General features: G+C 45.5%; 24 protein-coding genes. 7 read left to right on the top strand and 17 right to left on the bottom strand.

Annotation, left to right across the window (positions count from 1 at the left end):
* Positions 1 to 115: 115 nt before the first annotated feature.
* From DPF91_RS13760 to DPF91_RS13750, 3 genes are all read right to left on the bottom strand, one after another.
* Complete coding sequence (locus DPF91_RS13760; protein WP_117235006.1) at positions 116 to 1783, bottom strand: ABC transporter permease; 1668 nt, start codon at positions 1781 to 1783, stop codon at positions 116 to 118.
* Positions 1784 to 1848: 65 nt separating this feature from the next.
* Complete coding sequence (locus DPF91_RS13755) at positions 1849 to 2811, bottom strand: extracellular solute-binding protein (protein WP_117235005.1); 963 nt, start codon at positions 2809 to 2811, stop codon at positions 1849 to 1851.
* Positions 2811 to 3800: an ABC transporter ATP-binding protein gene (locus DPF91_RS13750; RefSeq protein WP_117235004.1), complete on the bottom strand. Its 990-nt coding sequence runs from the start codon at positions 3798 to 3800 to the stop codon at positions 2811 to 2813. The genes DPF91_RS13755 and DPF91_RS13750 overlap by 1 nt, the downstream gene beginning before the upstream one ends.
* A gap of 251 nt (positions 3801 to 4051) precedes the next feature.
* Here DPF91_RS13750 and DPF91_RS13745 point away from each other — a divergent pair, with 251 nt between their 5' ends.
* Complete coding sequence (locus tag DPF91_RS13745) at positions 4052 to 4291, top strand: PAS factor family protein (RefSeq protein ID WP_117235003.1); 240 nt, start codon at positions 4052 to 4054, stop codon at positions 4289 to 4291.
* A 114-nt stretch (positions 4292 to 4405) separates the two neighbouring features.
* Here DPF91_RS13745 and DPF91_RS13740 read toward each other — a convergent pair whose 3' ends face one another.
* The 13 genes from DPF91_RS13740 to DPF91_RS13680 form a co-directional block, all read right to left on the bottom strand.
* Positions 4406 to 4933, bottom strand: coding sequence for a chromate transporter (locus DPF91_RS13740; RefSeq protein WP_117235002.1), 528 nt, complete (start codon positions 4931 to 4933; stop codon positions 4406 to 4408).
* 2 nt (positions 4934 to 4935) lie between these two features.
* Entirely contained in the window at positions 4936 to 5520 is a 585-nt protein-coding gene (locus DPF91_RS13735; RefSeq protein WP_117235001.1) for a chromate transporter, read from the bottom strand.
* A gap of 48 nt (positions 5521 to 5568) precedes the next feature.
* Entirely contained in the window at positions 5569 to 6405 is an 837-nt protein-coding gene (locus DPF91_RS13730; RefSeq protein ID WP_117235000.1) for a DUF5718 family protein, read from the bottom strand.
* 1 nt (position 6406) lies between these two features.
* The gene (locus DPF91_RS13725) at positions 6407 to 7651 is read right to left on the bottom strand and encodes an allantoate amidohydrolase (RefSeq protein WP_117234999.1); all 1245 of its coding nucleotides are present in this window, start codon (positions 7649 to 7651) and stop codon (positions 6407 to 6409) included.
* A gap of 24 nt (positions 7652 to 7675) precedes the next feature.
* The gene (locus tag DPF91_RS13720) at positions 7676 to 8905 is read right to left on the bottom strand and encodes a pyridoxal-phosphate-dependent aminotransferase family protein (protein WP_117234998.1); all 1230 of its coding nucleotides are present in this window, start codon (positions 8903 to 8905) and stop codon (positions 7676 to 7678) included.
* Positions 8902 to 10473: a gamma-glutamyltransferase family protein gene (locus tag DPF91_RS13715; RefSeq protein ID WP_117234997.1), complete on the bottom strand. Its 1572-nt coding sequence runs from the start codon at positions 10471 to 10473 to the stop codon at positions 8902 to 8904. Before DPF91_RS13715 ends, DPF91_RS13720 begins: the two co-directional genes overlap by 4 nt.
* Positions 10473 to 11669 carry an amidase gene (locus DPF91_RS13710; protein ID WP_117234996.1) on the bottom strand — a complete coding sequence of 399 codons (1197 nt, stop codon included), beginning with the start codon at positions 11667 to 11669 and terminating at the stop codon, positions 10473 to 10475. The genes DPF91_RS13715 and DPF91_RS13710 overlap by 1 nt, the downstream gene beginning before the upstream one ends.
* Before the next feature lie 42 nt (positions 11670 to 11711).
* On the bottom strand, positions 11712 to 12524 hold the full coding sequence (locus DPF91_RS13705) for a MurR/RpiR family transcriptional regulator (RefSeq protein ID WP_117234995.1): 813 nt from the start codon (positions 12522 to 12524) through the stop codon (positions 11712 to 11714).
* Between the two features lie 38 nt (positions 12525 to 12562).
* Positions 12563 to 13291: an amino acid ABC transporter ATP-binding protein gene (locus tag DPF91_RS13700; RefSeq protein ID WP_117234994.1), complete on the bottom strand. Its 729-nt coding sequence runs from the start codon at positions 13289 to 13291 to the stop codon at positions 12563 to 12565.
* Entirely contained in the window at positions 13278 to 13928 is a 651-nt protein-coding gene (locus tag DPF91_RS13695) for an amino acid ABC transporter permease (protein ID WP_117234993.1), read from the bottom strand. The genes DPF91_RS13700 and DPF91_RS13695 overlap by 14 nt, the downstream gene beginning before the upstream one ends.
* Positions 13929 to 13939: 11 nt before the next feature.
* The gene (locus DPF91_RS13690) at positions 13940 to 14608 is read right to left on the bottom strand and encodes an amino acid ABC transporter permease (protein WP_117234992.1); all 669 of its coding nucleotides are present in this window, start codon (positions 14606 to 14608) and stop codon (positions 13940 to 13942) included.
* A gap of 13 nt (positions 14609 to 14621) precedes the next feature.
* A complete protein-coding gene (locus DPF91_RS13685; protein ID WP_117234991.1) occupies positions 14622 to 15413 on the bottom strand; it encodes a transporter substrate-binding domain-containing protein in 792 nt (263 codons plus the stop codon).
* A 437-nt stretch (positions 15414 to 15850) separates the two neighbouring features.
* The gene (locus tag DPF91_RS13680) at positions 15851 to 17287 is read right to left on the bottom strand and encodes an NCS1 family nucleobase:cation symporter-1 (protein WP_117234990.1); all 1437 of its coding nucleotides are present in this window, start codon (positions 17285 to 17287) and stop codon (positions 15851 to 15853) included.
* A gap of 288 nt (positions 17288 to 17575) precedes the next feature.
* Here DPF91_RS13680 and DPF91_RS13675 point away from each other — a divergent pair, with 288 nt between their 5' ends.
* The 3 genes from DPF91_RS13675 to puuE are packed head-to-tail and all read left to right on the top strand — an operon-like array spanning position 17576 to position 19979.
* Entirely contained in the window at positions 17576 to 18247 is a 672-nt protein-coding gene (locus DPF91_RS13675) for a GntR family transcriptional regulator (RefSeq protein WP_117234989.1), read from the top strand.
* Positions 18248 to 18250: 3 nt separating this feature from the next.
* A complete protein-coding gene (locus DPF91_RS13670) occupies positions 18251 to 18994 on the top strand; it encodes an aspartate/glutamate racemase family protein (RefSeq protein ID WP_117234988.1) in 744 nt (247 codons plus the stop codon).
* A gap of 40 nt (positions 18995 to 19034) precedes the next feature.
* The gene (puuE, locus tag DPF91_RS13665; RefSeq protein WP_117235140.1) at positions 19035 to 19979 is read left to right on the top strand and encodes an allantoinase PuuE; all 945 of its coding nucleotides are present in this window, start codon (positions 19035 to 19037) and stop codon (positions 19977 to 19979) included.
* Positions 19980 to 20136: 157 nt separating this feature from the next.
* Here the strand turns inward: puuE and DPF91_RS13660 are convergent, their stop codons facing one another.
* A complete protein-coding gene (locus DPF91_RS13660) occupies positions 20137 to 20778 on the bottom strand; it encodes a TetR family transcriptional regulator C-terminal domain-containing protein (protein ID WP_117234987.1) in 642 nt (213 codons plus the stop codon).
* A 267-nt stretch (positions 20779 to 21045) separates the two neighbouring features.
* On the opposite strand from DPF91_RS13660, the gene DPF91_RS13655 reads away from it, so the two are divergent.
* The 3 genes from DPF91_RS13655 to DPF91_RS13645 are packed head-to-tail and all read left to right on the top strand — an operon-like array spanning position 21046 to position 24687.
* Entirely contained in the window at positions 21046 to 22593 is a 1548-nt protein-coding gene (locus DPF91_RS13655; RefSeq protein ID WP_117234986.1) for an ABC transporter ATP-binding protein, read from the top strand.
* On the top strand, positions 22586 to 23758 hold the full coding sequence (locus DPF91_RS13650) for an ABC transporter permease (protein ID WP_117234985.1): 1173 nt from the start codon (positions 22586 to 22588) through the stop codon (positions 23756 to 23758). The genes DPF91_RS13655 and DPF91_RS13650 overlap by 8 nt, the downstream gene beginning before the upstream one ends.
* Entirely contained in the window at positions 23758 to 24687 is a 930-nt protein-coding gene (locus DPF91_RS13645; protein ID WP_117234984.1) for an ABC transporter permease, read from the top strand. The genes DPF91_RS13650 and DPF91_RS13645 overlap by 1 nt, the downstream gene beginning before the upstream one ends.
* Positions 24688 to 25031 lie beyond the last annotated feature (344 nt).

Here is a 25031-nt window from a genome sequence, read left to right as displayed (position 1 = left end):
CTGAATAGTTAAGTGTTCAAGCCTTAAGAGCTAAGAACTAGGTGACAAAGCCGCGCAGGCTTTGTCATTCAATATCATCCTAAATTCAAGCAACACACTATGTTCAAGCTACACATTATGCCGACTTCCAGCGCGACTCAATAGTCTTCAGAAGAATAAGAACACCGGTAGTTACGACTACCACCACTAAAGCCATTGCCATCGCAAGGCTGGTATTACCTTGATCAAACTCACTAAAAATAAATGTTGCTGTAGTTTCAACACCTGGTGGTTTCACCATCAGTGACCCCACCAGCTCCCGTTGACCAATGATGAAACTCATCATCCAACCTGCAATCACTCCTGGCATAATAAGTGGCAAGGTAATGCGAACAAAGCTATACCACTTGGAAGCCCCACATATTCTTCCTGCATCCTCTAAACTGTGGCTAATTTGTTCAGCAGAGGCCTTAACGTATTGCACGGTATAAGGCAAAAAAAGCACAATGTAGGTGACTATTAACATACCCTTGGTATTGTATAGCGGTACCGGATTCGACGCAGAGTTCCAAAATAAAATCAGACCAAAAACCACCACAATCCCAGGCACTGTATTCGACAGCAAGCTGGCAAAATCCACAATTGGCGTAAGACGAGACTTGCCTTTGGCGACGAGCAACCCATACCAAATACCTAAACACGCACAGATACTTGCGGCATAAAAGCTTAGTTGGATACTGTTCAGTAATGCTGCAAATGCATCATTATCAGTATTAAAGACATCAGCGAAATGTCTTAAAGTTAGGTTGCTCCAATTGAGCCCAAAACCCGCAAGGTCTAACAATGCAGTCGCTGTGATCGAAAAGTATGGAATGCCTATCGAGAAGCCTAGAATAATCGCTAGCAAGCCCCAACATGCGGCCAGTTGCCAACGGTTTAACTCAACCATTCGAAGCTTAGCGCCTTTACCTGTGATCAATTGATACTGGCTACGGTTCGAAATATATAACTGCCCCGCCCACATCAGCATACTGGTCGTTAAAAGCACTAATGAAAGTACCGAGGCTTTAGAAAAATCAATCGGCCAATTTGAGGTAAAGCGATGAATTTCAGTCGTTAATACATAGTATCCAATCTGTTTACCCAAGGTCGCAGGGGTACCAAACTCAGAAATCGTCTTAACAAAGACCAGTAATGCCCCCATCAAGTAACCCGAAATAACCAAGGGAAACGTCACTTTTGTCAGCATACGCCATCGACTTGCACCATATATCAACGCCGCTTCTTCGACACTAGCGCCAATACGCAGCAAACAGTTTTTAATGACTAGATACATAAACGGAAAGAGTGACAGGCTCATGATTAAAATCATCCCCGCCAAAGAAAAGAACCAATCCTGTCTCCCTGAGAAAAATGGGAATAACTGTTCCAGATACCCGCGATGCTGCATAAAGATCATCCAGCCCATTGAATCAATAAACGGCGGGGTCATAAACGGGATTAAAATGACGATATCAATCCACTTATGGCGACTAATCGAAGTTTTAGTGGTGATCCAAGCGAGAGGAGCAGCCAATAACGTCGCAGCTAACGTCACTAACAGTGCCAGTTGAATAGAGTTCCAAAGAATCGTCAGGGTATAAATATCCAATATTTGCCTAAACAGATTGGAAAAATGCCACTGATCTTGTTGATAGACACTATTGACTAAGATGCTCGCAATGGGGGCCAATACTAATATCACCAAGCTAATTAGCGCCATCAACAAATAGTTAGATACCTTGGGGAGTTGTAGATTATTCATAGTGATTTAAAGACTAGAAAATAAAAAGAGGGCGATAAACGCCCTCCTAAAACTAAGCAGTTAAATTAACGGAACATTTCCGTAAATTTAGAGGTAACAGAGGCTTGATTGTTAAACATCCAGCTCCAATCGTAGTCCAGTTGTTTAATATCATCGTAATCAGGACGAGATGGGTCCGCAGGGATATCGCTGCGACCTGGTAGCAAAAGCGCGCCAGCGACAATCTTCTGTGCACGTTCACTTAGAAGGTAGTTTACAAAATCTTCCGCGTCGGCTTGATTTTGGCTTGACTGCAATACCATCGCAGGACGTGGTGCAATCACTGTACCCTCCTCCGGGTACACCACCTCGATAGGGTTGCCTTTTTGTTTTTCAGCAAGACCCATATAATCCACACCAGCGACGACTACGCTCTTCGAACCATTGATGACTTGATTAAGTGCTGGTCGATTTGCTCCATTGACGTCAATTCCATTTTTCTCAAATTCAGAGAACAGTTCCCATGCTTTATCCGCGTCGTTAGCAACAAAACCAGAGATAAAATCGAGTGCGGAACCTGACTGAGTCGGATCTGGAATCACAACTTTGCCTTTCCATTCTTCTTCAGTATAAGTCTTAAGCGACGTTGGTACCGACTCAGCCAAACGAGTATTGTATGTTAGACCCAATGCCGAGCCTGAGTAGGCAAATAACTGATTATCGCTGTTCCAACCTGCTCGTAACTTATCGCTATTTTCAGCATCAAATGAATGGAGCAACCCCTCTCTTTGTAAGCCCATTGCAGCAGGCCATGATGCCAGGATCACTACGTCTGCTACTGGACGGGCTTCTTCTGCCTTTAAGCGACCAATAATACGCCCTGTCGTTGCTTGATAAACTTGTAACTCTTTACCCGATAGCGCCTGGTAGTCTTTAACTAAATCATTGGCTAGACCTTTTGGGCCTGCAGTGTATACCGTTAGATCTGCGGCGATCGCTGGTGCAGCCACCATGCCAACAGCCAGTGCAAGAATACTTAATTTATTCACTATTCGTGTCCCTTCTTAGAAATTTGTTTTACATCACCAGGAGAACAAAATAGCGAAATAGATTGTCCTTCATTGAGGCGATGTTTTGAATGAAATTGCCAGCACTCCCCAGCAACATCGGCTTGAATTAGATAGTGCTGCCCTTCGAATTTTGCGCTCTTAACCGCTGCATCAAATCGGAGATCGCTATCATTGGCCGCGCATCCTGTCTTTAAGCTTTCCATACGGATAAATGCGTTACCTTGGCTTTTTGGCAACAGGTTACTCTTGCCAATAAAACGGGCCACAAACTCAGAATTCGGTTTGTGGTAGATATTCTCTGGACAGTCAAACTGCTCAATATTTCCACTGTTCATAAGAACCACTTTATCAGCCATCGATAGTGCTTCTGCTTGGTCGTGGGTTACATAAACTGCGGTTAGGTTATTCTCTTTTAGGATCTTAACCAGCAGAGTTTGGATCTGCTCTTTGAGTACTGCGTCCAACGCTGATAAAGGTTCATCGAGTAAAATAAGTTCAGGCTGAGTCACGATGGCTCGTGCAATAGAAACACGCTGCTGCTGACCACCAGAAAGTTGGTTTGGCAAACGATCAGCGAACTGAGCCAGTTGCACTTGCTCAAGCGCATTTTCAACCTTTTTATTGAGATTACTGGTTACTTTTCTGGCTCTTAGACCAAAGGCAATGTTCTCAAATACGGTAAGGTGCGGCCATAAGGCAAAGTCTTGAAAGACCATACCCAAATGACGCTCTTGCACAGATAAACTCATCGACTTAGAGCCACCTTGATACACGACGCTTTTATTGATTTGAATCAGACCAGATGACGGTTTTTCTAGACCTGCGATCGAACGCAGTAAGGTGGTTTTGCCACAACCAGATGGTCCAACGAGTGCAGCGATGTCACCTGTTTGAAGAGAAAAACTGACATTATTCAGAGCAGTGACGCTTCCAAACTCTTTATTAAGGCATTGAATATCTAGGCTCATGCACTACTCCAAAAAATTAGTGGCATGATTATCTAGATATTAAGTTACAATTCTGCTTCTTAAACGTGACAATTTAGTGAACGGGAAACTTGAAGGGAAAATCAATTGAACGTGCCTCGCGACTTTCTAATCCGTCAGAAGGAGACTTTATTTTCAAAAATTAATTTGTATTACAATATGATCATTATCTCAGTATTTCTGCAATCTCATAGATAGAATTGTATCTCCCCCAACTGAAGAAAGAGTATAAGATGAATACAACGACATTGATTCAAGAAACACTACAAAGATTAGTAAGCCAAGCACCTGAGCATCATGCGAACATTCGACAAGCGCTCTACGACCACCTAAACCTTCCATTAAATAAGCAGCTTCGTTTATATACTAGCGCTCTAGGTCCTGCTAGCTCTGGGAAATTCGAGAATCAGAGCCATATTACTAAAGGTGTAGAATCGGCATTAACGGTATTACATAACCAACATCATAAGTAACAGAATGACAAACAGCCCTAACTAGGGCTGTTTAACCTTGGAGACATTAACCGATAAAGGTCTAAATAATATCCATTTTACTGCTTTATACTTCGATCAAGTCCTTCTGAACAATTACAACAGTAATGCACCGTACAGCAAGCTTGCACAAATTACATAGGTGGGATGAACTTTAAGTTTTTCCAAACACAAGCCAGCAGCAACAAACAATAGCACGAAGTGACCCCAGCCAGTTTCAATACCTGATTGCAAAAGCTTATAGCTTAGCAGTGCCATCAGCGTAAAGATGATAGGCAGAACCCATGCGCTCAACGCTTTGACTTTTGGCGAGTTACGGTACTTGTACAACACTCCCATTGCCACCAACATGATCAAAATGGTTGGCGCAACCGTTGCGAACACCGCGATTGCTGCACCTAGAGTACCACCCACTTCATAGCCTATGTATCCTGCCATTTTGGTAGCTATCGGAGATGGTAACGCATTACCAAGAGCTAGAACCTCAGCAAACTGAGCCGCGTCCATCCATGCATAATGGCTAACAACTTGCGCTTCAATCAGAGGAATAATCGCAGGACCACCACCGTAGCCCACAATATTAGGGATAAAAAACGCAAGAAAGATATCGATATAGATTTGCATAGTTATCCCTTACTGCTGTCAGTTTCTACTTGAGGCTTATCCGACACCTCTGGCTTCTGCGGTTTGAATAACACCGCCAAGATTGTCGCGCCAACCACAAGGCCAGGGTGAATATTTAACACCACAATACAACCAACAGAGACCACAACGCCGATCGCCATCGCTACCATGCCTAACGCCTTATGTCCTTTAATTAAGAAGTCATAAGTGAGCTTTGCCATCATCCATGTCACCACTGGGATAACCCCGTGCGCCATACCTGCAACCCAAGGTTTGTCGCGATACTCGTTCAGCAAGCCTAAACCTATAATCATTACCAGAATAATAGGGATAATGGTCGCGACCACAGCATTGATGCAGCCAAGAGTGCCACCCACCTTATAGCCAATGTAGCCTGCCATTTTTGTTGCTATCGGCCCCGGTAAGGTGTTACCGATAGCAAGGACGTTAGAGAACTCGTCATCATCCATCCAAGCGTAATTATCCACGACCTCCTTGTGAACCAACGGGATCATCGTCGGTCCCCCACCAAAGCCAAACAGCCCGATGCGAAAGAACGCGGCGGCTAGGTCTCTTTGTGTTTGCATTTTGTCCTCGTACTTCTCAATCCGTTATAAATAATAAAACTAGTAGTGCTAACTCACGGTTTGCTTCAACAAAATCATACTTGAATTGCGCTCTCCTACTACTTCACCTTGTTCAAACACCCGTGGTAAATCACTCAGTTGAAACTCACTTTGTTGATACAAACACACGGCAATTTCGTCACCAACACTCAGCTGGTGTGTTGCCTCAAAAGCGGTATAACTTGGTGCACCAATTGCCACAGTAATTGAGTCTGGCTGCTCTGCAGCATGAACCAACGCAAGGGCATTGTGCAACACGCCCTCATTTTTCTGCTGATTGATACGATCGCGCACCCAATCCGTCAGAGCTTGATAAAAAACAATGTACTGCGATACAGCAACGTCTTCACTGCATTGATGCCATTGGCCATCTCTTTTGTAAAAACCGCAGATCCTGAGTTCGTCAATGTCACCACCAGGCTCTAAAGAATCAATCATAATCTCATGATTTGAGATGCCTTTTGAACACTCACCCCAATTTTTCTTCTCTGCCAATTTGGTGATGTCACGGTTGCGGTAGGTTACATCATTGATGACCGTCAGGGCGTATGGTTTCAAGTCTGAAACTGAGCCATCTTTGTGATATTGAACTCGATACTTAACCGCGAGCTCAGGTTCCATCTGCACAACAGCGTCAATTTCTTTTGGCAGATGGAGTGAATCCGAGCTGAAAGGCTGTGTCCCTAGAAAACTGGTATGCTCAGCGACAAACATAGGAAATAGCGCTTTGGGTCCATTTTGTTCGGCGACCTCTTGACTGAATGCCTTTATCTCTCCGGTTTGAGCAAGGTAACCAGGCGAGTTACCAGCGATACCAAAAACCAACTTATCGACTTGGTTACTCATTCTACATTCCCAGTCTTTTCTCTTGGATATTGGCTTGCGCGACAATCATTTTCGTCAAGCATTCCAATGCAACTGCTGCATCATCTTGTTCAATCGACTCCGCAGGATGATGGCTGATCCCTTTATCACAACGAACAAACAGCATGCCAACTTGAGTTAGGTTTGCCATGGCTAACGCATCATGCCCTGCACCACTCGGTAGAAACTCCGCAGGCTGCCCCGTCACTTCTGTTACAACCTCTCCCCACGCTTGTTGTAACTCGGGATTACATGGTACTGCTTTCGCTTGGTAAAACAACTCATGTTCAAACTTGAGTCCTCTGTTTTGAGCAATCACCGCAAGCTCAGTCAGCAGGTCATCACAAGCGCGTTCTAAATGGGACTGTTCAAGGCTACGGATGTCGAGCGTAAAATCGACTCTCCCAGGAATCACATTCACCGAGCCGGAGATAACATCGCACTTACCCACTGTCGCCACCAGATTATTCTGCTTGGCATAAGCCTCAATCGCCATGGTCATTTCCGCAACACCACAAAACGCATCAGAGCGCATATCAATCGGTACTGTACCAGCGTGACCTGCCATTCCCTTGAGCGATAATTGATAACGCTTTGCGCCCGCAATCCCCGTCACGACGCCGACAGGTAGTTGCTTAGCTTCGAGTATCGGTCCTTGTTCAATATGTACTTCTAAGTAAGCAAGAACTTCATCGGGTTTCAGAGCATCTTTGCCAGCCAGTTCAGAAGTTAAGCCAAATAGAGACATCGCTTCTGCCATTGTCACATCATCACGGTCACGAATATCCAGCCATTGTGGATCAAATATGCCCGCGACCGCGCTAGAGCCAATCAGTGTGGTGTTGAAGCGTGTGCCTTCTTCATCTGCGAACGCGACAACATCAACATGAAATGGAAAGTTGAGATGCTGAAGCTGCTCCAAGGCACTAATAGCAAGTAAGATACCTAAATTGCCATCGTATTTACCTGCGTTAGATACCGTGTCGCTGTGAGAGCCGAGTATCAGAGTTGGAGCGTTAGGGTTAGTCGAAACTTTACGTCCCCACTGGTTCCCTACGCTGTCTTGGTGCGTTTCTAATCCAGCCTGCTCCATCCATTGAGCCAGTTGCTGGTGCGCTTGCTTGTGTTCTTTGGAAAGGTAGGTTCGTGTCAATCCGCCTTGCATAGAAGTGAATTGCGCGAGTTGATCCGCCCTTTCCATGATTTGATTCGCGATGCTCTGTTCCATTCTTAAGCCAGTCCTTATTCGCGTTTAAGCGTAATGTTCCATTGCTGCAATCACCCCTTGTCCCGGAATGATCTTCGCTTTATTACGCACCAACACCGCTTCTAAGGCAGCGAGTGTAGTCAGCACGGCTTCCTGTCGAGCGTTGTAGCCCATCGTTCCAATGCGCCAAATCTTGCCATGCAGTGGGCCAAACGAAGTACCAATTTCAATGCCAAAACTGTGCAATAGTTCCTGACGGACTTTATCACCATCCACTTCATCAGGGATGTAGACACCCACCACGTTGTTCATTTTATAGGTTGGGTTACCAAACAGCTCTAGGCCCATGGCTTGAAGCCCGTTCGCCATCGCATCACCTGCTAATTTATGGCGTGCGACCACCGTATCGGCACCTTCTTCTAAAAACAGTCGCGCACATTCACGCGCGGCGTAAAGCATGCTGGTTGCTTCAGTATGATGATTTAGACGCTCCGGTCCCCAGTAATCCATGATCATTGCCAAATCAAAGTAGTTTGAGCGAATGATTTCATCGGTACCAGCTTGATGGTGATCCGCTTTAATCCCTGCTTCAATGTGTTTACGGCGATTGATCACCTCAGCACAGCGGTCGCTCAAGGTAATTGGCGCGCTGCCCGAAGGCCCACCCAAACACTTTTGCAAACCTGCTGATACCGCATCAAGGTGCCAGTCATCGACTTTTAACTCGTTACCCGCAATTGAAGCGGTCGCATCACAATAAAACAAAACGTCGTAACGCTGACAAAGCTCACCCAACTCTTTTAGTGGTTGATTCATTGTGGTGGAAGTATCGCCTTGCACCGTTGCTAAAAGCTTTGGTTGGAACGCTTTGATCTCTTTCTCGACTAGCTCTGCTGGGCACACCTCACCCCATTCAATATCGATCGTTCGTACCACAGCACCCACACGTTCAGCAATCTCACAAAGCAGGTGACCAAAGCGTCCAATAATAGGGATCAGAACTTTATCGCCAGGCTTTAGCACCGAAACCAACACCGCTTCGATACCTGAACGCGCAGTACCATCAACTAACATGGTTTGCTGATTGTTGGTTTCAAACACGCCACGGTAGAGCGACTGCACTTGCGTCATATAACCTGTCATCACTGGATCGTATTGACCAATCAACGATTGAGAGATTGCTTGATGAACTCGCGGGTAAGCGTTAATCGGGCCTGGGCCCATTAGCAAGCGTTGTGGCGGGTTTAGGGTTTCAAATAGTGTTTGATTGGTCATTGTTGTTCTCCTACAAAACTTTCACCATCGCTGCGTGGGTCTGTGGCAGCGCGGGCATTTCCTTGTTTATCTAGAGCAATCGCACCTGCGTGCCCCATTAATTCATTAAGATTATCGACTGCAGTCACCTCATGCCCACGAGACTTTAATTGCTCGCCATAGGTAGCATAGAGATCTTGCTCCAGTCGTAGATTGTTGGTGCTATCTCCCCACGTTCTACCCAATAACCAGCGCGGCATGGCTATCGACTCAGGTAGGGAAATACCTTGGTAAAGGTGACGGCTAAATAGACAAGCCTGAGTTTGCGGCTGCCCTTCTCCACCCATGGTGCCGTAAACCATGCGCGTACCATCGTTCAGTTCAGCGTAAGCGGGGTTTAGGGTGTGAAAAGGCTTTTTACTTGGCGCTAGCACGTTGTGATGATTCGCGTCTAAAGAGAAGCTTTTTCCTCGCACGTTCCAAAGTACCCCCGATGACGGCAGCACCACACCAGAACCAAACTCCCAATAGATACTTTGAATAAAGCTCACCATAGTTCCATATTGGTCAGTCGCCCCCATCCAGATCGTATCACCCGGCTTCGCTTGGTGAGGCCATGGCAACGCGGTATTCAACGATATGTTGTTTACACAGCGGTCTATAACATCTGGCTGCAAGTACATTTGTAATGGTTGAGTGAGACTTTGTTCATCGGTAATGACCTGATCTCGAATGATGAAGGCTTGCTTTGTTGCTTCAACTAACAAGTGGATATGATCAAGCTCATCCGTCGCCTGAGACGCCAATTGATCATAAATAGCCAAAATTAGAAGAGACGCTAGACCCTGAGTGGGTGCACCCAAGTTATAAAGCTGCCCCTTAGAGATCTCTACGTTGAGCGGTTGGCTCACCTTTGCATAATGAGTATGAAAATCTTCTAACGTAAGTGGACTGCCTTGTTGTTGTAACTCACTCGCCAATTGGCTAGCTAGCTCTCCACGATAAAAATCATCAAGCCCTACTTCAGCAAGATGCTCTAGGGTTGAGGCAAGCGCAGGGTTGCAGATGATATCTCCTTTTGACAGCAATTGTTGTTGCTTAAGATAAATGTCGGCAAATGCTGGAATATGCCTGAGACGCTGATAGGTTTTTTCACTCGCGTTCACCAAGCTCTGGGTCACTTCAACACCTCCTCGCGCCGCTTGGATAGCAGGAGCAAGAAGTGTTGGCAATGACGTGCGATCTCCATTCAGCTCTAACGCCTTTTGCCAACCAGAAATAGTACCTGCCATCGTGATGGACGCCTCGCCGCCACTTTCTGGAAGCTCGTCACCCATTGCTCGGTATTTGTCGACATCAATTGAAGATGCAGAACGTCCACACGCGTCAATCGCGATTGGGGATTCGCCTTCTCGGCAAATCAACCAGAATCCATCACCACCGATACTGTTCATATGCGGGTATTGCACCGCGATCATTGCTGCCGCAGCGACCATCGCTTCACTAGCGGTTCCACCGTTATCGAGGATCTGTTGACCCGCTTGTGCAGCTTTATAGTGCGGGGCGGTAAAAGAGGTTTGAAATGCCATTATCGCGCTCCTTCAATTAACAATTTGGCGGTTTGAATAAGAGAATGTTCACTGTGTTTCACACCGAGTAATGACACTCCACACGGTCCAAGGCTCAAACCTTTCATCGGGATATGAAGCTGTGGCGTTCCACTTAAACCTGCAAGACAGGTCAGTCCCATGAGGTCTGAGCGATATTGAGCCAACTCTTCATCAGGCATATTCCGTTTAGGAGGACCACCGGGTGTGGTCGGTATGACCAACATGGCGGTATTTTCAACAAGCGTCTGCTCTAACCATGAACTAAATGTCGCTTGTTGTTGTGTAGCGTCCTTATAGTCATCGCTCGTTAACGTACGTGACCATTCGACTCGCTCCTGAATCGGAGTATCAAGCGTATGCTGCCACTGCTCTAACCATTCACTGTGTTCCGCAATGATTTCAAAGCCCTGAATCTTTCTAAACAACAGGCTCAATTGCTCTAAGCTGTGGCCCGCTTTATTAAGAAGATCCGCTTTGATAATCGATACCCCAGAGCGTTCACTCCAGCGCACAATTTGCTCAATACGCTCTTGTCCCATAAGCGCAGAGAGGGTGCTGTCCAGTATGAGAGTTTGTGGAGGGAGATCTTGGGGTGAACCTGCATGCATTTCATCACTAGACAGAACTGGGTAAACCTGTTCGATAATAGAAAGCTCTCGCCCAAAAACACCCGCAGTATCAAAGCTCGTTGCAAGAGAAAAGCAATGCTCTAGAGACAATTTCCCCAACGTCGGGCGCAGCCCAAACAGACCACAATAACTGGCAGGAACTCGAACCGAGCCACCAGTATCCGTACCAATTGAAAAATCGACATCACCTTGTGCAACGGCCACCGCGCTGCCGCTAGAAGAACCACCTGGTAAGCAGCCTTCCGCGATTGGATTAACTGGCGTGCCATAATGAATATTGACGCCATTTAAGCTATAGGCGAGTTCGTCAGTCTGAACTCGGCCTAAGCATTCTGCACCTTGAGAAAGTAGCTTGAGAATAAGTGGAGAGGTTTTGCTTGCTGCATCGTGCGTCTTCAACCAGGCTGGGTTACCCGCGCCTGTGACATATCCTTCCACATCAAAAAGATCTTTAAATACAAAGCTCAAACCATCTAAAGAACCGTTGTTTAGTGGGGGTAAATGTTTGGGGCCCTGAGCGCAATATACGCTGTGGTCACTGTGCATCGCTGTCATTCCTTTGCCAAGCCAACGTTAACGTTAACGTTGTTATTCTAATTCGTTTAAAATGCTGTAAGTTTTCGAGATTGTGTCGCTCACTTCTCGCGACTGACTTCCCAAATGGTCATACACCGAATTACTTAAGTAAGAGATCAATGCCATTGGCGCTGCGTAGCTATCAAGTGGACGGTCATTGCCCATCGGACAAACTAGAGTGCAAGCAACCTGCGACTGATACTTGATCCCCGTCTGATCCGTGATCAGTAGGGTTTGTTCAGTTGGAAGTCGCTCAATCAACTCAGAGAAACCTTGAATACGACGTCGTATGCCGATCAAGACGACATAGTCATCCTCATCAATTTGTGCGATATCTTCACCAATGGTTTGCCCCGGTACTGGGAGCAATTCGACCTGCGAGCGACATTGAAGCAACTGCTGACGGAAATGTATCGCAACGGGATAACTGTTTCGGTAACCGATTATTTTGACTTTCTTTCTCTTCGCCAAACATTCGATAACCGAACTCAAATCCGTGTCTTCAATTTGGCTCCAAAGCACACCGAGCGCTGCAACTTCGGCATTAAACCCAGTGGCAGACGAACCAAGAGGCGTGTTCATCGGAGTCCCTCTATCGCGTTCATCTAAAAGCTCGCTGCGTAGGTTCCCATGATCGTCATAACCCAATTTGCGAATAAAGCGGCTCACGCTCGCTTTTGATACCGAGCATTCCTGTGCAACCTCATTGGTTGATAGCATCAGGATCTTTTCAGGGTTCACCACTAAATAATCGGCAATACGACGATCGTTATTAGTAAACTCGCTGTAGTGCTCTGCAATTCGCTCTAGCATTGGGTTGGTCATATCGGTTTGCTTCCTTTCATGCTCTTTAGTGATTTCTATTAACGAACTGCAGACAAAAATGATTGCAGCTCAGGAGTCTCAGGGTTGGCGAACACAGCATTACTTTCACCGCTTTCCCATACCTTACCCTCATTCATGAACACCACAGTATCACCGACATCTCGAGCAAAGTTCATCTCGTGCGTCACAAGAATTAAGGTCATTCCTTCGGCTTTTAGTTGCTCCAGAACTTCCAATACATCGCCGACTAATTCTGGGTCTAGCGCTGACGTGATCTCGTCGCAAAGTAGGACCTTAGGAGACATCGCCAGCGAACGAGCAATCGCGACACGTTGCTGTTGACCACCAGACAGATTGCTTGGGTACGCGTCAAACTTATCTGCGAGACCAACTTTAGCCAGCAGTTCTTGAGCGAGAACTTTTGCTTCTTCGCGGGTTTTCTTCAGCACCAGCATTGGCGCCAACATGATGTTTTCCCCTGCTGTTTTGTGAGGAAACAAATTAAAGCTTTGGAAAACCATGCCCACACTGCGGCTCAAAATTCGCAGTTTGTAGTCATCATTTTCAACCGCTTGACGGTCAACGATAATTGCGCCTTCTTCATAGCTTTCTAGGCCATTTAAACAACGTAGTAAGGTACTTTTTCCCGAACCACTTCGACCGATAATCGATACAACTTCCCCAGCTTTGATCTTTAAATCAACGCCTTTTAACACATGGTTTTCGCCATAATATTTATGGACTTTTTCAATACTAACGAGTGACATGATTTTTATTCTCCAAGCGGCGAGCGAATACAGATAACGGGAAACAGATTAAGAAATAAAGAAGCGCAACAAAGGCGAATACCTTAAACGGTTGGAATGTCGCATTGTTCAACATGGTTCCGGCTTTCGTCAGCTCAACAAAACCAATGATTGATGCCAATGCGGTACCCTTCACGATTTGCACAGAAAAGCCAACCGTAGGAGCAATCGAGATTTTGAATGCCTGCGGCGCAATCACGTGCTTCATGGTGTCAAAGTAAGTCATACCAAGGGACTTTGATGCCTCCCATTGACCTTTTGGCAGCGCTTCAATACAGCCGCGCCAAATATCGTGGAAAAATGCACTACTGAATAATGTGAGAGACAAAATCGCGGCTGTCCACGGACTGATTTCAATCCCAAGCAATGCAATCCCAAAGAAGGTAAGGAACAGCTGCATTAGCAGTGGTGTACCTTGGAATATCTCTACATAAACTTTGATTAACCCTTGAAATAATGGGCTCTTAGTACTGTGTAACAAGGTCAGTACTGCTCCTAAGGCTCCACCAAAAACGAACGCCAGAAGAGAAAGCAATACTGTCCATCTTGCGGCTAGTAATAAGTTTCGGAAAATATCCCAATCAGAAAACTCAACCATCTTCTAATCTCCTACAACGATGGGTTTTTAAAGCTGACTTGCTTAATTTTTGAGAACATAAAGCGCATTGAGATTGCCAATAGAAGGTAAATCGCCGCGGTCAACATGTAAGCCTCAAAACTCAAAAAGCTACGAGATTGGGCAAAGTTGGCTGCAAAGGTCAGCTCTTCCAGTGAGATCTGAGAAACCACCGCAGAACCCAGCATCACGATGATGCACTGGCTCACTATCGCTGGATAAACCCGCTGGTAGGCAGGCGATAACACGATGTGAGTTAGCGTCTGCAGTTTGGTTAAGCCCAAAGCTTTACCCGCTTCCCATTGACCTTTTGGTGTCGCATCAATACCCGCTCGAATGATCTCTGCGCTATACGCACCTAGGTTAAGCACCATGGCAATGACGCCCGCTTCCCACGCGTTTAAACGCAAGCCAAGAGCTGGCAAACCAAAAAAGATGAAAAACAGCTGCACGATAAATGGGGTGTTGCGTATTAGTTCGATATAGCTCGCGCAAACAACTCGTAGCCCTTTGGTTCGGCTAGTTCGACCTGCCGCACAAACTGTGCCTAGTGCGAGGCCAGAGATGGTTGATAAAAGAGTGAGTTGGATCGTGGTCCAGACACCTGCCGCAAACTGCGGCAGGTAAGGGGCAAGTCCAGCAAAATCTAATGAATACGTCATAGAGAGGCCCTAATTATGCACCTAGGTCTGCTGGGTAAGAGGCTTTAAGCCATTTCTGAGAAATAGATTCTAGCGTGCCTTGTTCTGTCGCCTTATTAATCAGCTCGTTGATTTTTGTCTGTAACGCGACATCACCTTTCATAAGGCCGATGTAACAAGGAGAGTTTTTCAGCATGAACTTCACTTGTGGCGCTTTACTTGGGTGACGGTTCGCAATCTCAGTCACAACAAGGTTACCCGTTGCGATTAGGCTCACTTGACCAGAAAGATATGCCGATAGCGTGGCGTTGTTATCTTCATAACGCTTCAAAACTGTCTCTTTCGATACCAGCTTGCTCAATTCAATGTCTTCTACTGAGCCACGCGTAACACCAACGACTTTGCCTTTTAGGTCTTCAGCCGACGTAACTTCTTCTCCATCCGTACCAAACACACCTAAGAAAAATGGCGCGTAAGGTTGAGTGAAATCGATCGCTTTTTTGCGTTCCGCATTTTTACCAAGGCTAGAGATGATCAGGTCAACTTTTCGAGTTTGTAGATAAGGAATACGGTTTGCACTCGTTACTGGCACGAGTTGCAGTTTCACACCCAACTCATCCGCTAAGAACTGAGCCATATCAATATCATAGCCTTGTGGTTTTAGATCCAAGCCCACCGAGCCAAATGGAGGGAAGTCTTGAGGGACTGCGACCTTCAAAACACCCTGTTGTTTGATGACATCCAACTGAGATGCTTTCGCGACCAACGACACCATAGATAGTGAAGCGGTCAGTACCAACGCACATACTAACTTTAAAGTTTTCATAGAGTAATTCCTTTATCTTGAAACGATTGAAACATCTAATTTTAATGTTGCAACGAATGTGCCAGATGCTAAAAAACCAAAATTAACCAATAAAAACAACCAATTAAGAACAAGACAAGAAAGTTGGGCATCGATATGGTTCATAGTTTTTTGAGCTATGCTGGTGCATTCGCCCAAATGTGGGTCAATAAATTGTGTTCTTAAGGGAAATTGAAACACCTATAAGAAGGGGATATTTGGAATAGTAAGAGAGGTTTAATTTATGCTCAGCTTGTAATGCGAGCGACTTTTAGAAGGGAATTAACTACGGCTCGAATCAAATGGCTCGAATTCATTCACCTTATAAATAAAAGACAGAATAAAAGATAGAATAAAAGACCACATAAAAATAAGTAGCCAACGCTATTCACGATGGCTACTTAACACAGAATATATGATTATTGTTTAGCGAATACAGGACGCGATGCCCATTCTAATTTCCTTTCCATAAGCACGCGATATACAAACGCCGACACAAATCCTCCGATGAATAATGCATAATTCGCTAATTCAGTCACAAAGAAAGTTGCGATTATGGCAGTAATACTCGCAACAACCAACGCATAAACACTGTTCATATTGATACCATTTTTATACCAATACAGGCCCTGCGGTGATTCAGTATATAATGATGGAACATGAATGTTTGATTTCTTAATAATAAAGTAATCGACAATGATAATGCCATATAATGGACCAATCATCGCGGCAAGCACATCAACTGTGTAGTGAATGACTTCTGGGTTATTAAATAGGTTCCAAGGCGTAAGAAGAACCGAGCCAAATGCTGCAATAAAACCACCCGTCTTAAAGCTAATTTTCTGAGGTGATACATTCGAGAAATCGAACGCTGGAGCAACGAAGTTCGCTACGATATTGATGCCCACAGTAGCAAAAATAAATGTCAGAGCACCAAGTACTGTAATCATACCTGAATCTAATCGCTTCACCGTTTCTACTGGGTCAACAATCATCTCACCAAACACGGGAATTGAAGCCGATACGATGATAACGCTGAACAAAGAGAACAGGATAAAGTTGACCGGTAGTCCTAAGATGTTGCCAATCTTTAGCTCTTTATAGCTAGTACAGTATCGAGAGAAATCACTGAAGTTAAGCGTTGGCCCTGCAAAGTAACCTGCCACTAACGCTGTAGCCACCAGCATTTGTAGGATCGCTTCGGTGCCAAGTAGTGTTTCTTTTCCTAGATTAAAACTAATGTTTTCCCAGCCGGCTAGGTTAATCATGTAGCCACATAACGCAAACATCGCTATGTAGATAGCCGGGCCCGACCAATCAATGACTTTGCGGATCATATCCATACCAAACATGAACACGACAGCTTGCAACACCCACATCGCACTGAAGCCAACCCAACCTAGATAAGAAAGACCTAAAAATGAGCTTTGGGCAAGTTGTTCCATTGATGGGAAGAAATACAGCAATAGAATAATGAATGAGCTTGAAGCAAGGTAAGTTTGAATCCCGTACCAAACTACCGCAATAAGACCACGTATCACCGCAGGTATATTTGCACCAAATACGCCAAACGACATTCGAGCAACAACGGGGAATGGCACCCCTGCTTTCTGTCCCGGCTTACCCATTAAGTTAGCAAAAAGCAAAACAATAGAAATACCCGCTAATAAGCTGATAAATACCTGAATACCATTAAGACCTAATGCAAATAAACTCGCAGCAAATACATATCCACCCACACTGTGTACATCTGACATCCAGAAAGCAAATATACTATACCAACCCCATTTTTGTTTTTTCTCTGGGGCCAAATCTTGGTTAGTTAGCCTAGGGCTAATTGGCAATTCCTTTTCCATAACGCATCTCCATTTACGATTGTATACAATAGAAAAGGCAATATGTATGCCAAAGTAATAAATACCAGCAATACAAGGCGTCAATGGCATTTAATTAACGATTAAACCCGTAGATACGCACTAATTTGGTTCGTATTGACTCGTTATAGTGCTAATAAAACTCTCTTAATTACACCAAAATATATAGAACCCCCACGAAACATTGTATACAACAGAAAAGGCAATTCATTTCAACATTGGTATACATATTGCAATAATCCATTCACTACAACTTATGGAAAAGCCTTTATGTTCAATGATGAAAAAATTTACCAGCAGATACTTAAAGCGATCGTCGAGCATGAATTGGCTCCTGGGGTGCGGCTACCAGAAGATAAGTTGTCTGAAGCATTTGGAATAAGCCGGACGGGCATTAGAAAGGTATTACAACGCTTAGCACTAGAGCGATTCGTTATTATTGAGCCGAATAAAGGCGCACATGTAAATAACCCAACTAAGCAGGAAGCAGAAGAGGTACTCAATAGCCGTACGCTTCTAGAACCCCTGCTCATCGACGATATCCTCAAGCACTGGGACAAAGCGACATCTGAACGATTTAGAACCATGATCGCTGAAGAACATCAAGCAGAGCAAAATAATGATCTAGCGGCATCCATTCAATTGACGGCCCGTTTTCATATTGAACTAGCAAAACAATCAAACAACTCAATTCTCGCAGAGTTTGTTGAGCAACTCAGTTATCGCTCTTCGCTTGTCATTGCTGCCTATGGCTCGAAAGACAGCGTAAGTTGTGATTGCGGTGACCACGGTGAAATTTTAGACCTACTCGATAATCACCTAGCAGAAGAAGCTAAACAATGGATGAAAAACCACCTCGGTATGATCAAATCATCCCTTAACCTCGACGGCTCACCGACTTCGGAAATTAACTTCAAAACACTATTTTCAAAGATGGACTAACTCATGAAAATTAACCTAATCAATCCCAATACCTGTCAAGGGATGACAGATAAGATTGCCCTTAGCGCGCAACAAGTCTGCCACCACGACACGGTGATCATAGCGTCATCCCCAAAACACGGTCCAATTACCATCGAAAGTGCGTTTGATGAAACCATAGCGGCTGCAGCATTACTCGATCAGGTTCGCAGAGGTGAAGAGCAAGGCGTTGATGCACATATCATCGCGTGTTTTGGCGATCCTGCTCTAGATGCAGCAAGAGAGATCGCCACCAAGCCCGTGATTGGGATTGCGGGCGCCGCATTCCAACTTGCTAGCCTCGTGAGCTATCGTTTTGGTGTGGTCACAACTATGACTCGCACCCTACCCGCAAGCGAACACCTTTTGCATCGCTATGGATACCATCACCTATGCAGTGGAGTCCGAGCAACCGATATCGCGGTTCTCGATTTGGAAGCTATCGACAGCCAAACCTTTGAGAAACTTAAGCAAGAGTGCCAACTCGCCATTAATGAAGATGGAGCTGAGGCAATCGTACTTGGCTGTGCTGGAATGTCCGATTTAGCGAGCGAGCTTTCTAGCGCTCTGGATGTACCGGTGATTGATGGTGTGACCGCGGCGGTGAAACTCGCCGAATCTCTACATCAACTGCGACTCACCACTTCAAAAGCAGGTCAGTATGCTTCTCCTCTGCCAAAGTTGTTCAGCGGAAATTTCGAGCACTGGAGTGCGCCTACTCAAGCGTAATCAACCATCTGCAGCAATCGTAACTAACAAGGTTTACTTTATGGAACAAAATAACCCTCGTGACTACATCGGCTATGGCCGCAACAACATCCCTCACGCAAACTGGCCGAACAAAGCCAAAATCGCGGTTCAGTTTGTCCTCAACTATGAAGAAGGGGGAGAGAATTGTGTGTTGCATGGTGACGAACAGTCCGAAACATTTCTTTCAGAGATCTTCAATGCACAGGCATACCAAGCTAGGCATATGAGCATGGAGTCTATGTATGAATATGGCTCCCGCGCAGGTGTGTGGCGTATTCTTAATGAGTTTAAACAGCGCGATCTTCCTCTGACCGTTTTTGGCGTCGCAACAGCTCTGCAGCGTAACCCCGAGGTCACTCAAGCGATTATTGAAGATGGTCATGAAATCGCCTGCCACGGATTAAAATGGATTCATTACCAAGATACGCCTATCGAACAAGAGCGTGATGATATGGTGCAAGCACTTGATATTATTGAGAAGCTAACCGGTAAGCGACCTATTGGTTGGTATACCGGTCGTGATTCACCAAACACACGTCAGCTAGTTACTGAACAAGCCGGGTTACTCTATGACTCAGACTACTATGGGGATGACTTGCCATTTTGGACCAAAGCAGAGAATACAGCACAGAGCGGTGTAACTAGAGAATCTACTCAGCACCTTGTGATTCCCTACACGCTAGACACTAATGACATGCGCTTTTCATCACCGTTTGGCTTTAGTCATGGTGACGAGTTCTACCAGTATTTGAAAGACCATTTTGACTGCTTGTATCAAGAAGGGGAGCATCGTCCTAAGATGATGTCGATAGGCTTACACTGCCGTATCATAGGGAAACCCAGTCGCTTCATAGCCCTTAAACGCTTCCTAGATTATGTGCAGTCTCATGAGGATGTGTGGGTTGCGACCAGAGAGGATATTGCAAGACACTGGATTGAAAACCATCCACCTAGCATTGACTAACGCCTCAACCGTTAAGCCCAACTTCTCCAACGGAATTGGGCTTTTTCATACCTACTCGAACAAGCATGCTATCTAAAAAGAACGGAGTCGAATAAGTACGGAGTCGAAAAAGAATTGAATCAAACTAAAATGGAATGTTTTACTCTTCTCGATATTATTACTCAGCGTTTAAACCCAGTCCTCTGAGTATGGTTTCAACTGTAAATTCTTGGGCTTGGTAAAACTCTTCGTCCGTCAGTGCTCTTCCCTTTAGCAAACCAATTTCTGTATTAAAATCCGCATAAAACTGGGTTGTGCCCCAAATCATAAACAGTAGGTAAAGAGGCTCGATAGGCTTCAATTTACCCGCATCGATCCAGCCCTGAATCACTGCTGACTTATCTTTAGACCACCCCACCATTGGCTGTACAAGTATGTCCTTTACTACAGGTGCACCCTGAATAATTTCCATAGCAAATATCTTAGATTCTAAGGGGTGAGAGCGGCTATAACACATTTTTTCACGAATGTAGTTTCCAATCACTTCTGATGGTTCAATTGCGCTGTGTTGTTCACTAAACCCTTGGTTCCACATGTTAAGGATTTCACTAAGTAACGCTTTATACAGTCCAGTTTTCGACTTGAAGTAGTAAAGAATGTTTGCCTTTGGCAACTCAACCCTATCCGCGATAACTTGCAACGACGTGCCCTTATAGCCATGTTTAGCAAACTCTTGCGCCGCTGCATTCAGTATAAGTGACTGATTTCTTTTCCTTATTGCACCTGTTTTGTCTGTCGATTTACTTACGACTTTTTCCATAGTTCCACATCCTTATTAACCTCGACAAATTCTAGCAAGTGTTCCATTTTATGCTCTACATTCAGCAATCCAATACGTCATGTCAAGCAAACCAAATCCACTATTTTTCGCACCAACACTGTGCTCCTGCACCATCAAAACGCCTAAAAAAGCACTCCAAAATTACAACGCATTAACAAATTGGTAGCAAAAACACTTTCCTGAACACTTGGTCAGCTTATTGCATTGACTACCCATTAAGCAACCATACAAAGGAATGTATACACAATGAAAGCCCCCCCTTTATTGGAGCTTTGGAACGTAAGTAAAGCGTTTCCTGGCGTCCTAGCAAACGACAATGTGAAGCTAACCTTGAATCAGGGAGAAATACTGGCACTTCTCGGTGAAAATGGTGCGGGTAAATCCACATTGGTCAAAATGATCTACGGTGTTAGTCCCCCAGATAGTGGGGCGATCTTATGGCGCAATCAGGAAGTGGAAATCAATTCTCCGAATCAAGCTCGATCTATGGGCATTGGTATGGTGTTCCAGCATTTTTCTGTTTTTGAAACATTAACGGTTCGGGAAAATATTGAGCTAGGTCTGGATAAAGATTTCCTGGTTCAGATCGACGACCTTGATCAACGCATCATTGAACTGAGCGTTAAATATGACCTGCATGTAGAGCCTAGCCGCTATGTACATAGCCTTAGCACCGGGGAACGACAACGTTTAGAAATATTGCGTTGCCTGATTCAAGACGTGAAGCTGCTTATTCTTGACGAGCCCACCTCTGTGCTCACACCAAAAGAGGTCGCCGGTCTATTCAGAGTGCTAAGAAACCTAAAGTCTGAGGGTTGCAGTATCTTATTTATCAGCCATAAGCTAAAAGAAGTGACTGAACTTTGCGACCGCGCTGTGATTCTACGTGGTGGTAAAGTGAGTGGCGAATGTACCCCAGCAGATGAAACCCCGGATTCGATCGCACGAATGATGGTCGGTAGCGATACCGAGCTATCGGCAAGCTATCCGAAAAATATTAATGATGTACCTATTTTCAAGGCAGACAAACTGACTCTCCAACCTTCTAATCCTTTTGGTTGCGGTTTAAAGGAGGTAACACTGGCGCTCAATAGTGGTGAGATCCTTGGCATCGCTGGAGTCGCTGGCAATGGTCAAGAAGACCTATTAGAAGCCTTGAGTGGTGAAGACACTCGCGCTCAAGATTCTGCGGTAATCTTTAACGACAAGGCCATTGGTAAGCTCAATTCAGGTGAAAGACGTAAGTTAGGCATGGCTTACGTACCTGCAGATAGATTGGGTCAGGGTGCGGTACCCGAAATGAGCCTGACTGATAACACTCTGCTCGCGAACACCCACACCTTAGTGAATAGAGGCTTTATCTTGCGCGATAAGCTTCACTCTCTCGCGGACAAAATCATCCGTGATAACAACGTCAAATGCGCCAATCAATCTTCTCAAGCAAAAAGTCTTTCTGGCGGAAACCTGCAAAAGTTCATCATTGGTCGTGAAATTGAACAGCAGCCGAAAGTGTTAATCTGTGCTCACCCAACTTGGGGAGTCGACATTGGTGCCGCCAGCGCGATTCACCGCCAGTTGATTGCGCTTCGAGATGCCGGCGCCGCCATTTTAGTTATCTCAGAAGACATCGACGAGCTCTTTGTGATCAGCGATCGCATCGCCGCCTTGTATGAAGGGCAATTGTCCCAATCGGTTGAAACAGAAAAGACCAGCGTCGAAATGATTGGGCAATGGATAGCGGGTAGCTTCACAAACGAAAACAACAAAGAGAGCGCGGAGGGTAATTATGCTTAAGATACAACCCCGCCTTGCGAGCTCAAAGTTGATGAGTTGGCTATCGCCAGTTATCGCCATCACGTTAACCGCACTTGTTTCAAGTGCGATGTTTGTTTCTCTCGGCGTTAGCCCACTAGCCGCCTTTGATGTTTTCATCCTTCAACCGATTAGCGACCCATACAACTTTGGTGAACTCATGGTGAAAGCCGCGCCTCTCTTGCTGTGTGCTATCGGGCTTGCGTTGTGCTACCGCGCCAACGTTTGGAATATTGGAGCGGAAGGTCAGCTGCTTGTCGGTGCCGTAGTTGCAAGTGCTGTCGCTATTCAAGCAGGGCCTTCTAGCGGTTTTGAAATGTTACTCCTGACTGTCGTCGCTGGCATTGTGGCTGGCATGTTTTGGGCTGCAGTCCCTACCCTGCTCAACCGCGTGTTTCACACCAATATTATCCTCACTACCATCATGCTCAACTACATTGGTCTCTATACCTTGTTGTGGGCAGTTCATGGACCGTTAGCCGATCCGCAAGGGTTTGGATTTCCTGAATCAGTGATGTTTGAGGATGCCGTATTATTGCCAACCATTCATGAAGAAGGGCGAGCCACAATCAGTATTGTCATCGCTATTTTGCTCGCGATTCTTGCTGGAGTGACACTATTCAAAACTCGGATTGGTTTTGAAATTCGTGTATTTGGGGAGGATCACGCTGCCGCTCGTTATGCCGGCTTTGGTGGAGGAAAAATCGTCTGGCTAGTCATGCTAACAGCAGGGGCGTTAGCGGGTTTTGCTGGTGCCGCCGAAGTGACAGGCCCTATCGGTCAACTTATCCCATCCGTCTCTCCCGGTTACGGTTATGCCGCGATAATTGTCGCCTACCTTGGACGTCTTAACCCATTTGGCATTGTGTTTTCGGCACTGTTCATGGGAACACTCTACATGGGAAGTGACTTAGCCCAAATTGAGCTCGGCTTACCCACGGCTATCACTTACTTATTTCAAGGTACGCTATTGTGCTTCCTATTGGCATGCGACTTCTTTATTAACTATCGGGTGAGCATCGAGCGCCGAGTTACGCCGAAGAGACGTCAGGAATCTCTAGAACAATTAAAACGGGGCTCTCAACAAGGAACAAGCGACAACCCAACGGAAATCGAAACCAAACCTCAACAACAAGGAGCACTGTAATGGACATGTTGCTGATTCAACAAATTCTGGTGGCATCAATCAAAACCGGGACCCCTTTACTACTGATTGCCCTTGGAGAACTGATCTGCGAAAAGTCTGGGGTGTTAAACCTTGGTCAAGAAGGCATGATGCTAATGGGAGCCATGGCTGGATTTGCGGGTGCCTATTACTCAGGGAATCTGTACCTGGGTATTTGTTTAGCGCTGCTCGCCGGTATGGCGATGTCTATGCTCTTCGGTGTGCTGTCACTATCACTAAGTACTAATCAGGTCGCGACCGGGCTCGCCTTAACCATTCTTGGTACAGGATTAAGTGCCTTTCTCGGTGGAGGTTTAGTGGGAAGTACGCTTGATGGTTTCAAACCTATCGCCATTCCTTTACTCAGTGATATTCCATTACTCGGACCACTTCTATTCCATCAAGACTTACTTGTCTACGTCAGCTTTCTAATCGTTGGCTGCGCTTGGTATGTAATGCACAAAACTCGCATCGGTTTAACGATTCGAGCAGTGGGAGAAAACCCTCATTCCGCCAATGCACTAGGGATTAAGGTACTCACGGTTCGATATCTAGCCACTCTATTTGGAGGAGCCATGGCAGGCTTAGCAGGAGCGTATATGTCGCTCGCCTACACACCAATGTGGATGGAAAACATGACGGCGGGACGAGGATGGATTGCGTTAGCATTGGTGGTATTTGCGTCGTGGCGTATCGGCTACCTTGCTCTCGGGGCTTACCTTTTTGGTTTCGCTTCAATCCTACATCTTGTAATGCAAGGGTTCGGCTATGATATCTCTCCAAACTTGCTCGCAATGACCCCTTACGTCGCGACGATCGCTGTGATGGTGATGATCAGTTCAAATGCAATAAAGCAGAAGCTCGCGACACCGATGAGCTTAGGGAAACCATTTGATCCAAAACACCATTAAAAATAGAGCTTAGGGCAGTCATCGCTGCCCTTCTCTTTCTACTATTCCTCTAGTGGCTCCCCACCAATTCTTCATGTTTATTATTCTCACTCCCCCCGCACTATTCCAGTGCACTGCATCAATCTAGAGCGTTAACGATATGTAAACATCAAGTAAACACTCTCAATTCAAGGCTGATAAACACGCAACTTAGGGCAAAATAAACATTTAACACCCCTGAAACACCCACCACACAAGGCTTCTACAGTTTGTCAGTAAATTCACCTTAAAAACACGACCAGTTGGTCAGGTTTTTGCAAATACCATCTAAACAACTCAGTAAAGCAGTAATGGAAACGCTCAAT

Origin of the sequence: Vibrio maerlii (assembly GCF_003415655.1) — a bacterium.
Lineage (GTDB): Bacteria > Pseudomonadota > Gammaproteobacteria > Enterobacterales > Vibrionaceae > Vibrio > Vibrio maerlii.
This window is presented reverse-complemented; position numbering and strand designations above follow the sequence as displayed.

Bases quoted from the DNA above. Each gene is read 5' to 3' on its own strand.
- puuE (WP_117235140.1), top strand. From the start codon at position 19,035: ATGGAACAAAATAACCCTCGTGACTACATCGGCTATGGCCGCAACAAC.
- DPF91_RS13660 (WP_117234987.1), bottom strand. From the start codon at position 20,778: ATGGAAAAAGTCGTAAGTAAATCGACAGACAAAACAGGTGCAATAAGG.
- DPF91_RS13675 (WP_117234989.1), top strand. From the start codon at position 17,576: ATGTTCAATGATGAAAAAATTTACCAGCAGATACTTAAAGCGATCGTC.
- DPF91_RS13680 (WP_117234990.1), bottom strand. From the start codon at position 17,287: ATGGAAAAGGAATTGCCAATTAGCCCTAGGCTAACTAACCAAGATTTG.
- DPF91_RS13715 (WP_117234997.1), bottom strand. From the start codon at position 10,473: ATGGCATTTCAAACCTCTTTTACCGCCCCGCACTATAAAGCTGCACAA.
- DPF91_RS13740 (WP_117235002.1), bottom strand. From the start codon at position 4,933: ATGCAAATCTATATCGATATCTTTCTTGCGTTTTTTATCCCTAATATT.
- DPF91_RS13645 (WP_117234984.1), top strand. From the start codon at position 23,758: ATGGACATGTTGCTGATTCAACAAATTCTGGTGGCATCAATCAAAACC.
- DPF91_RS13700 (WP_117234994.1), bottom strand. From the start codon at position 13,291: ATGTCACTCGTTAGTATTGAAAAAGTCCATAAATATTATGGCGAAAAC.
- DPF91_RS13690 (WP_117234992.1), bottom strand. From the start codon at position 14,608: ATGACGTATTCATTAGATTTTGCTGGACTTGCCCCTTACCTGCCGCAG.
- DPF91_RS13725 (WP_117234999.1), bottom strand. From the start codon at position 7,651: ATGGAACAGAGCATCGCGAATCAAATCATGGAAAGGGCGGATCAACTC.
- DPF91_RS13685 (WP_117234991.1), bottom strand. From the start codon at position 15,413: ATGAAAACTTTAAAGTTAGTATGTGCGTTGGTACTGACCGCTTCACTA.
- DPF91_RS13735 (WP_117235001.1), bottom strand. From the start codon at position 5,520: ATGCAAACACAAAGAGACCTAGCCGCCGCGTTCTTTCGCATCGGGCTG.
- DPF91_RS13745 (WP_117235003.1), top strand. From the start codon at position 4,052: ATGAATACAACGACATTGATTCAAGAAACACTACAAAGATTAGTAAGC.
- DPF91_RS13670 (WP_117234988.1), top strand. From the start codon at position 18,251: ATGAAAATTAACCTAATCAATCCCAATACCTGTCAAGGGATGACAGAT.
- DPF91_RS13650 (WP_117234985.1), top strand. From the start codon at position 22,586: ATGCTTAAGATACAACCCCGCCTTGCGAGCTCAAAGTTGATGAGTTGG.
- DPF91_RS13655 (WP_117234986.1), top strand. From the start codon at position 21,046: ATGAAAGCCCCCCCTTTATTGGAGCTTTGGAACGTAAGTAAAGCGTTT.
- DPF91_RS13730 (WP_117235000.1), bottom strand. From the start codon at position 6,405: ATGAGTAACCAAGTCGATAAGTTGGTTTTTGGTATCGCTGGTAACTCG.
- DPF91_RS13750 (WP_117235004.1), bottom strand. From the start codon at position 3,800: ATGAGCCTAGATATTCAATGCCTTAATAAAGAGTTTGGAAGCGTCACT.
- DPF91_RS13720 (WP_117234998.1), bottom strand. From the start codon at position 8,905: ATGACCAATCAAACACTATTTGAAACCCTAAACCCGCCACAACGCTTG.
- DPF91_RS13710 (WP_117234996.1), bottom strand. From the start codon at position 11,669: ATGCACAGTGACCACAGCGTATATTGCGCTCAGGGCCCCAAACATTTA.
- DPF91_RS13705 (WP_117234995.1), bottom strand. From the start codon at position 12,524: ATGACCAACCCAATGCTAGAGCGAATTGCAGAGCACTACAGCGAGTTT.
- DPF91_RS13695 (WP_117234993.1), bottom strand. From the start codon at position 13,928: ATGGTTGAGTTTTCTGATTGGGATATTTTCCGAAACTTATTACTAGCC.
- DPF91_RS13760 (WP_117235006.1), bottom strand. From the start codon at position 1,783: ATGAATAATCTACAACTCCCCAAGGTATCTAACTATTTGTTGATGGCG.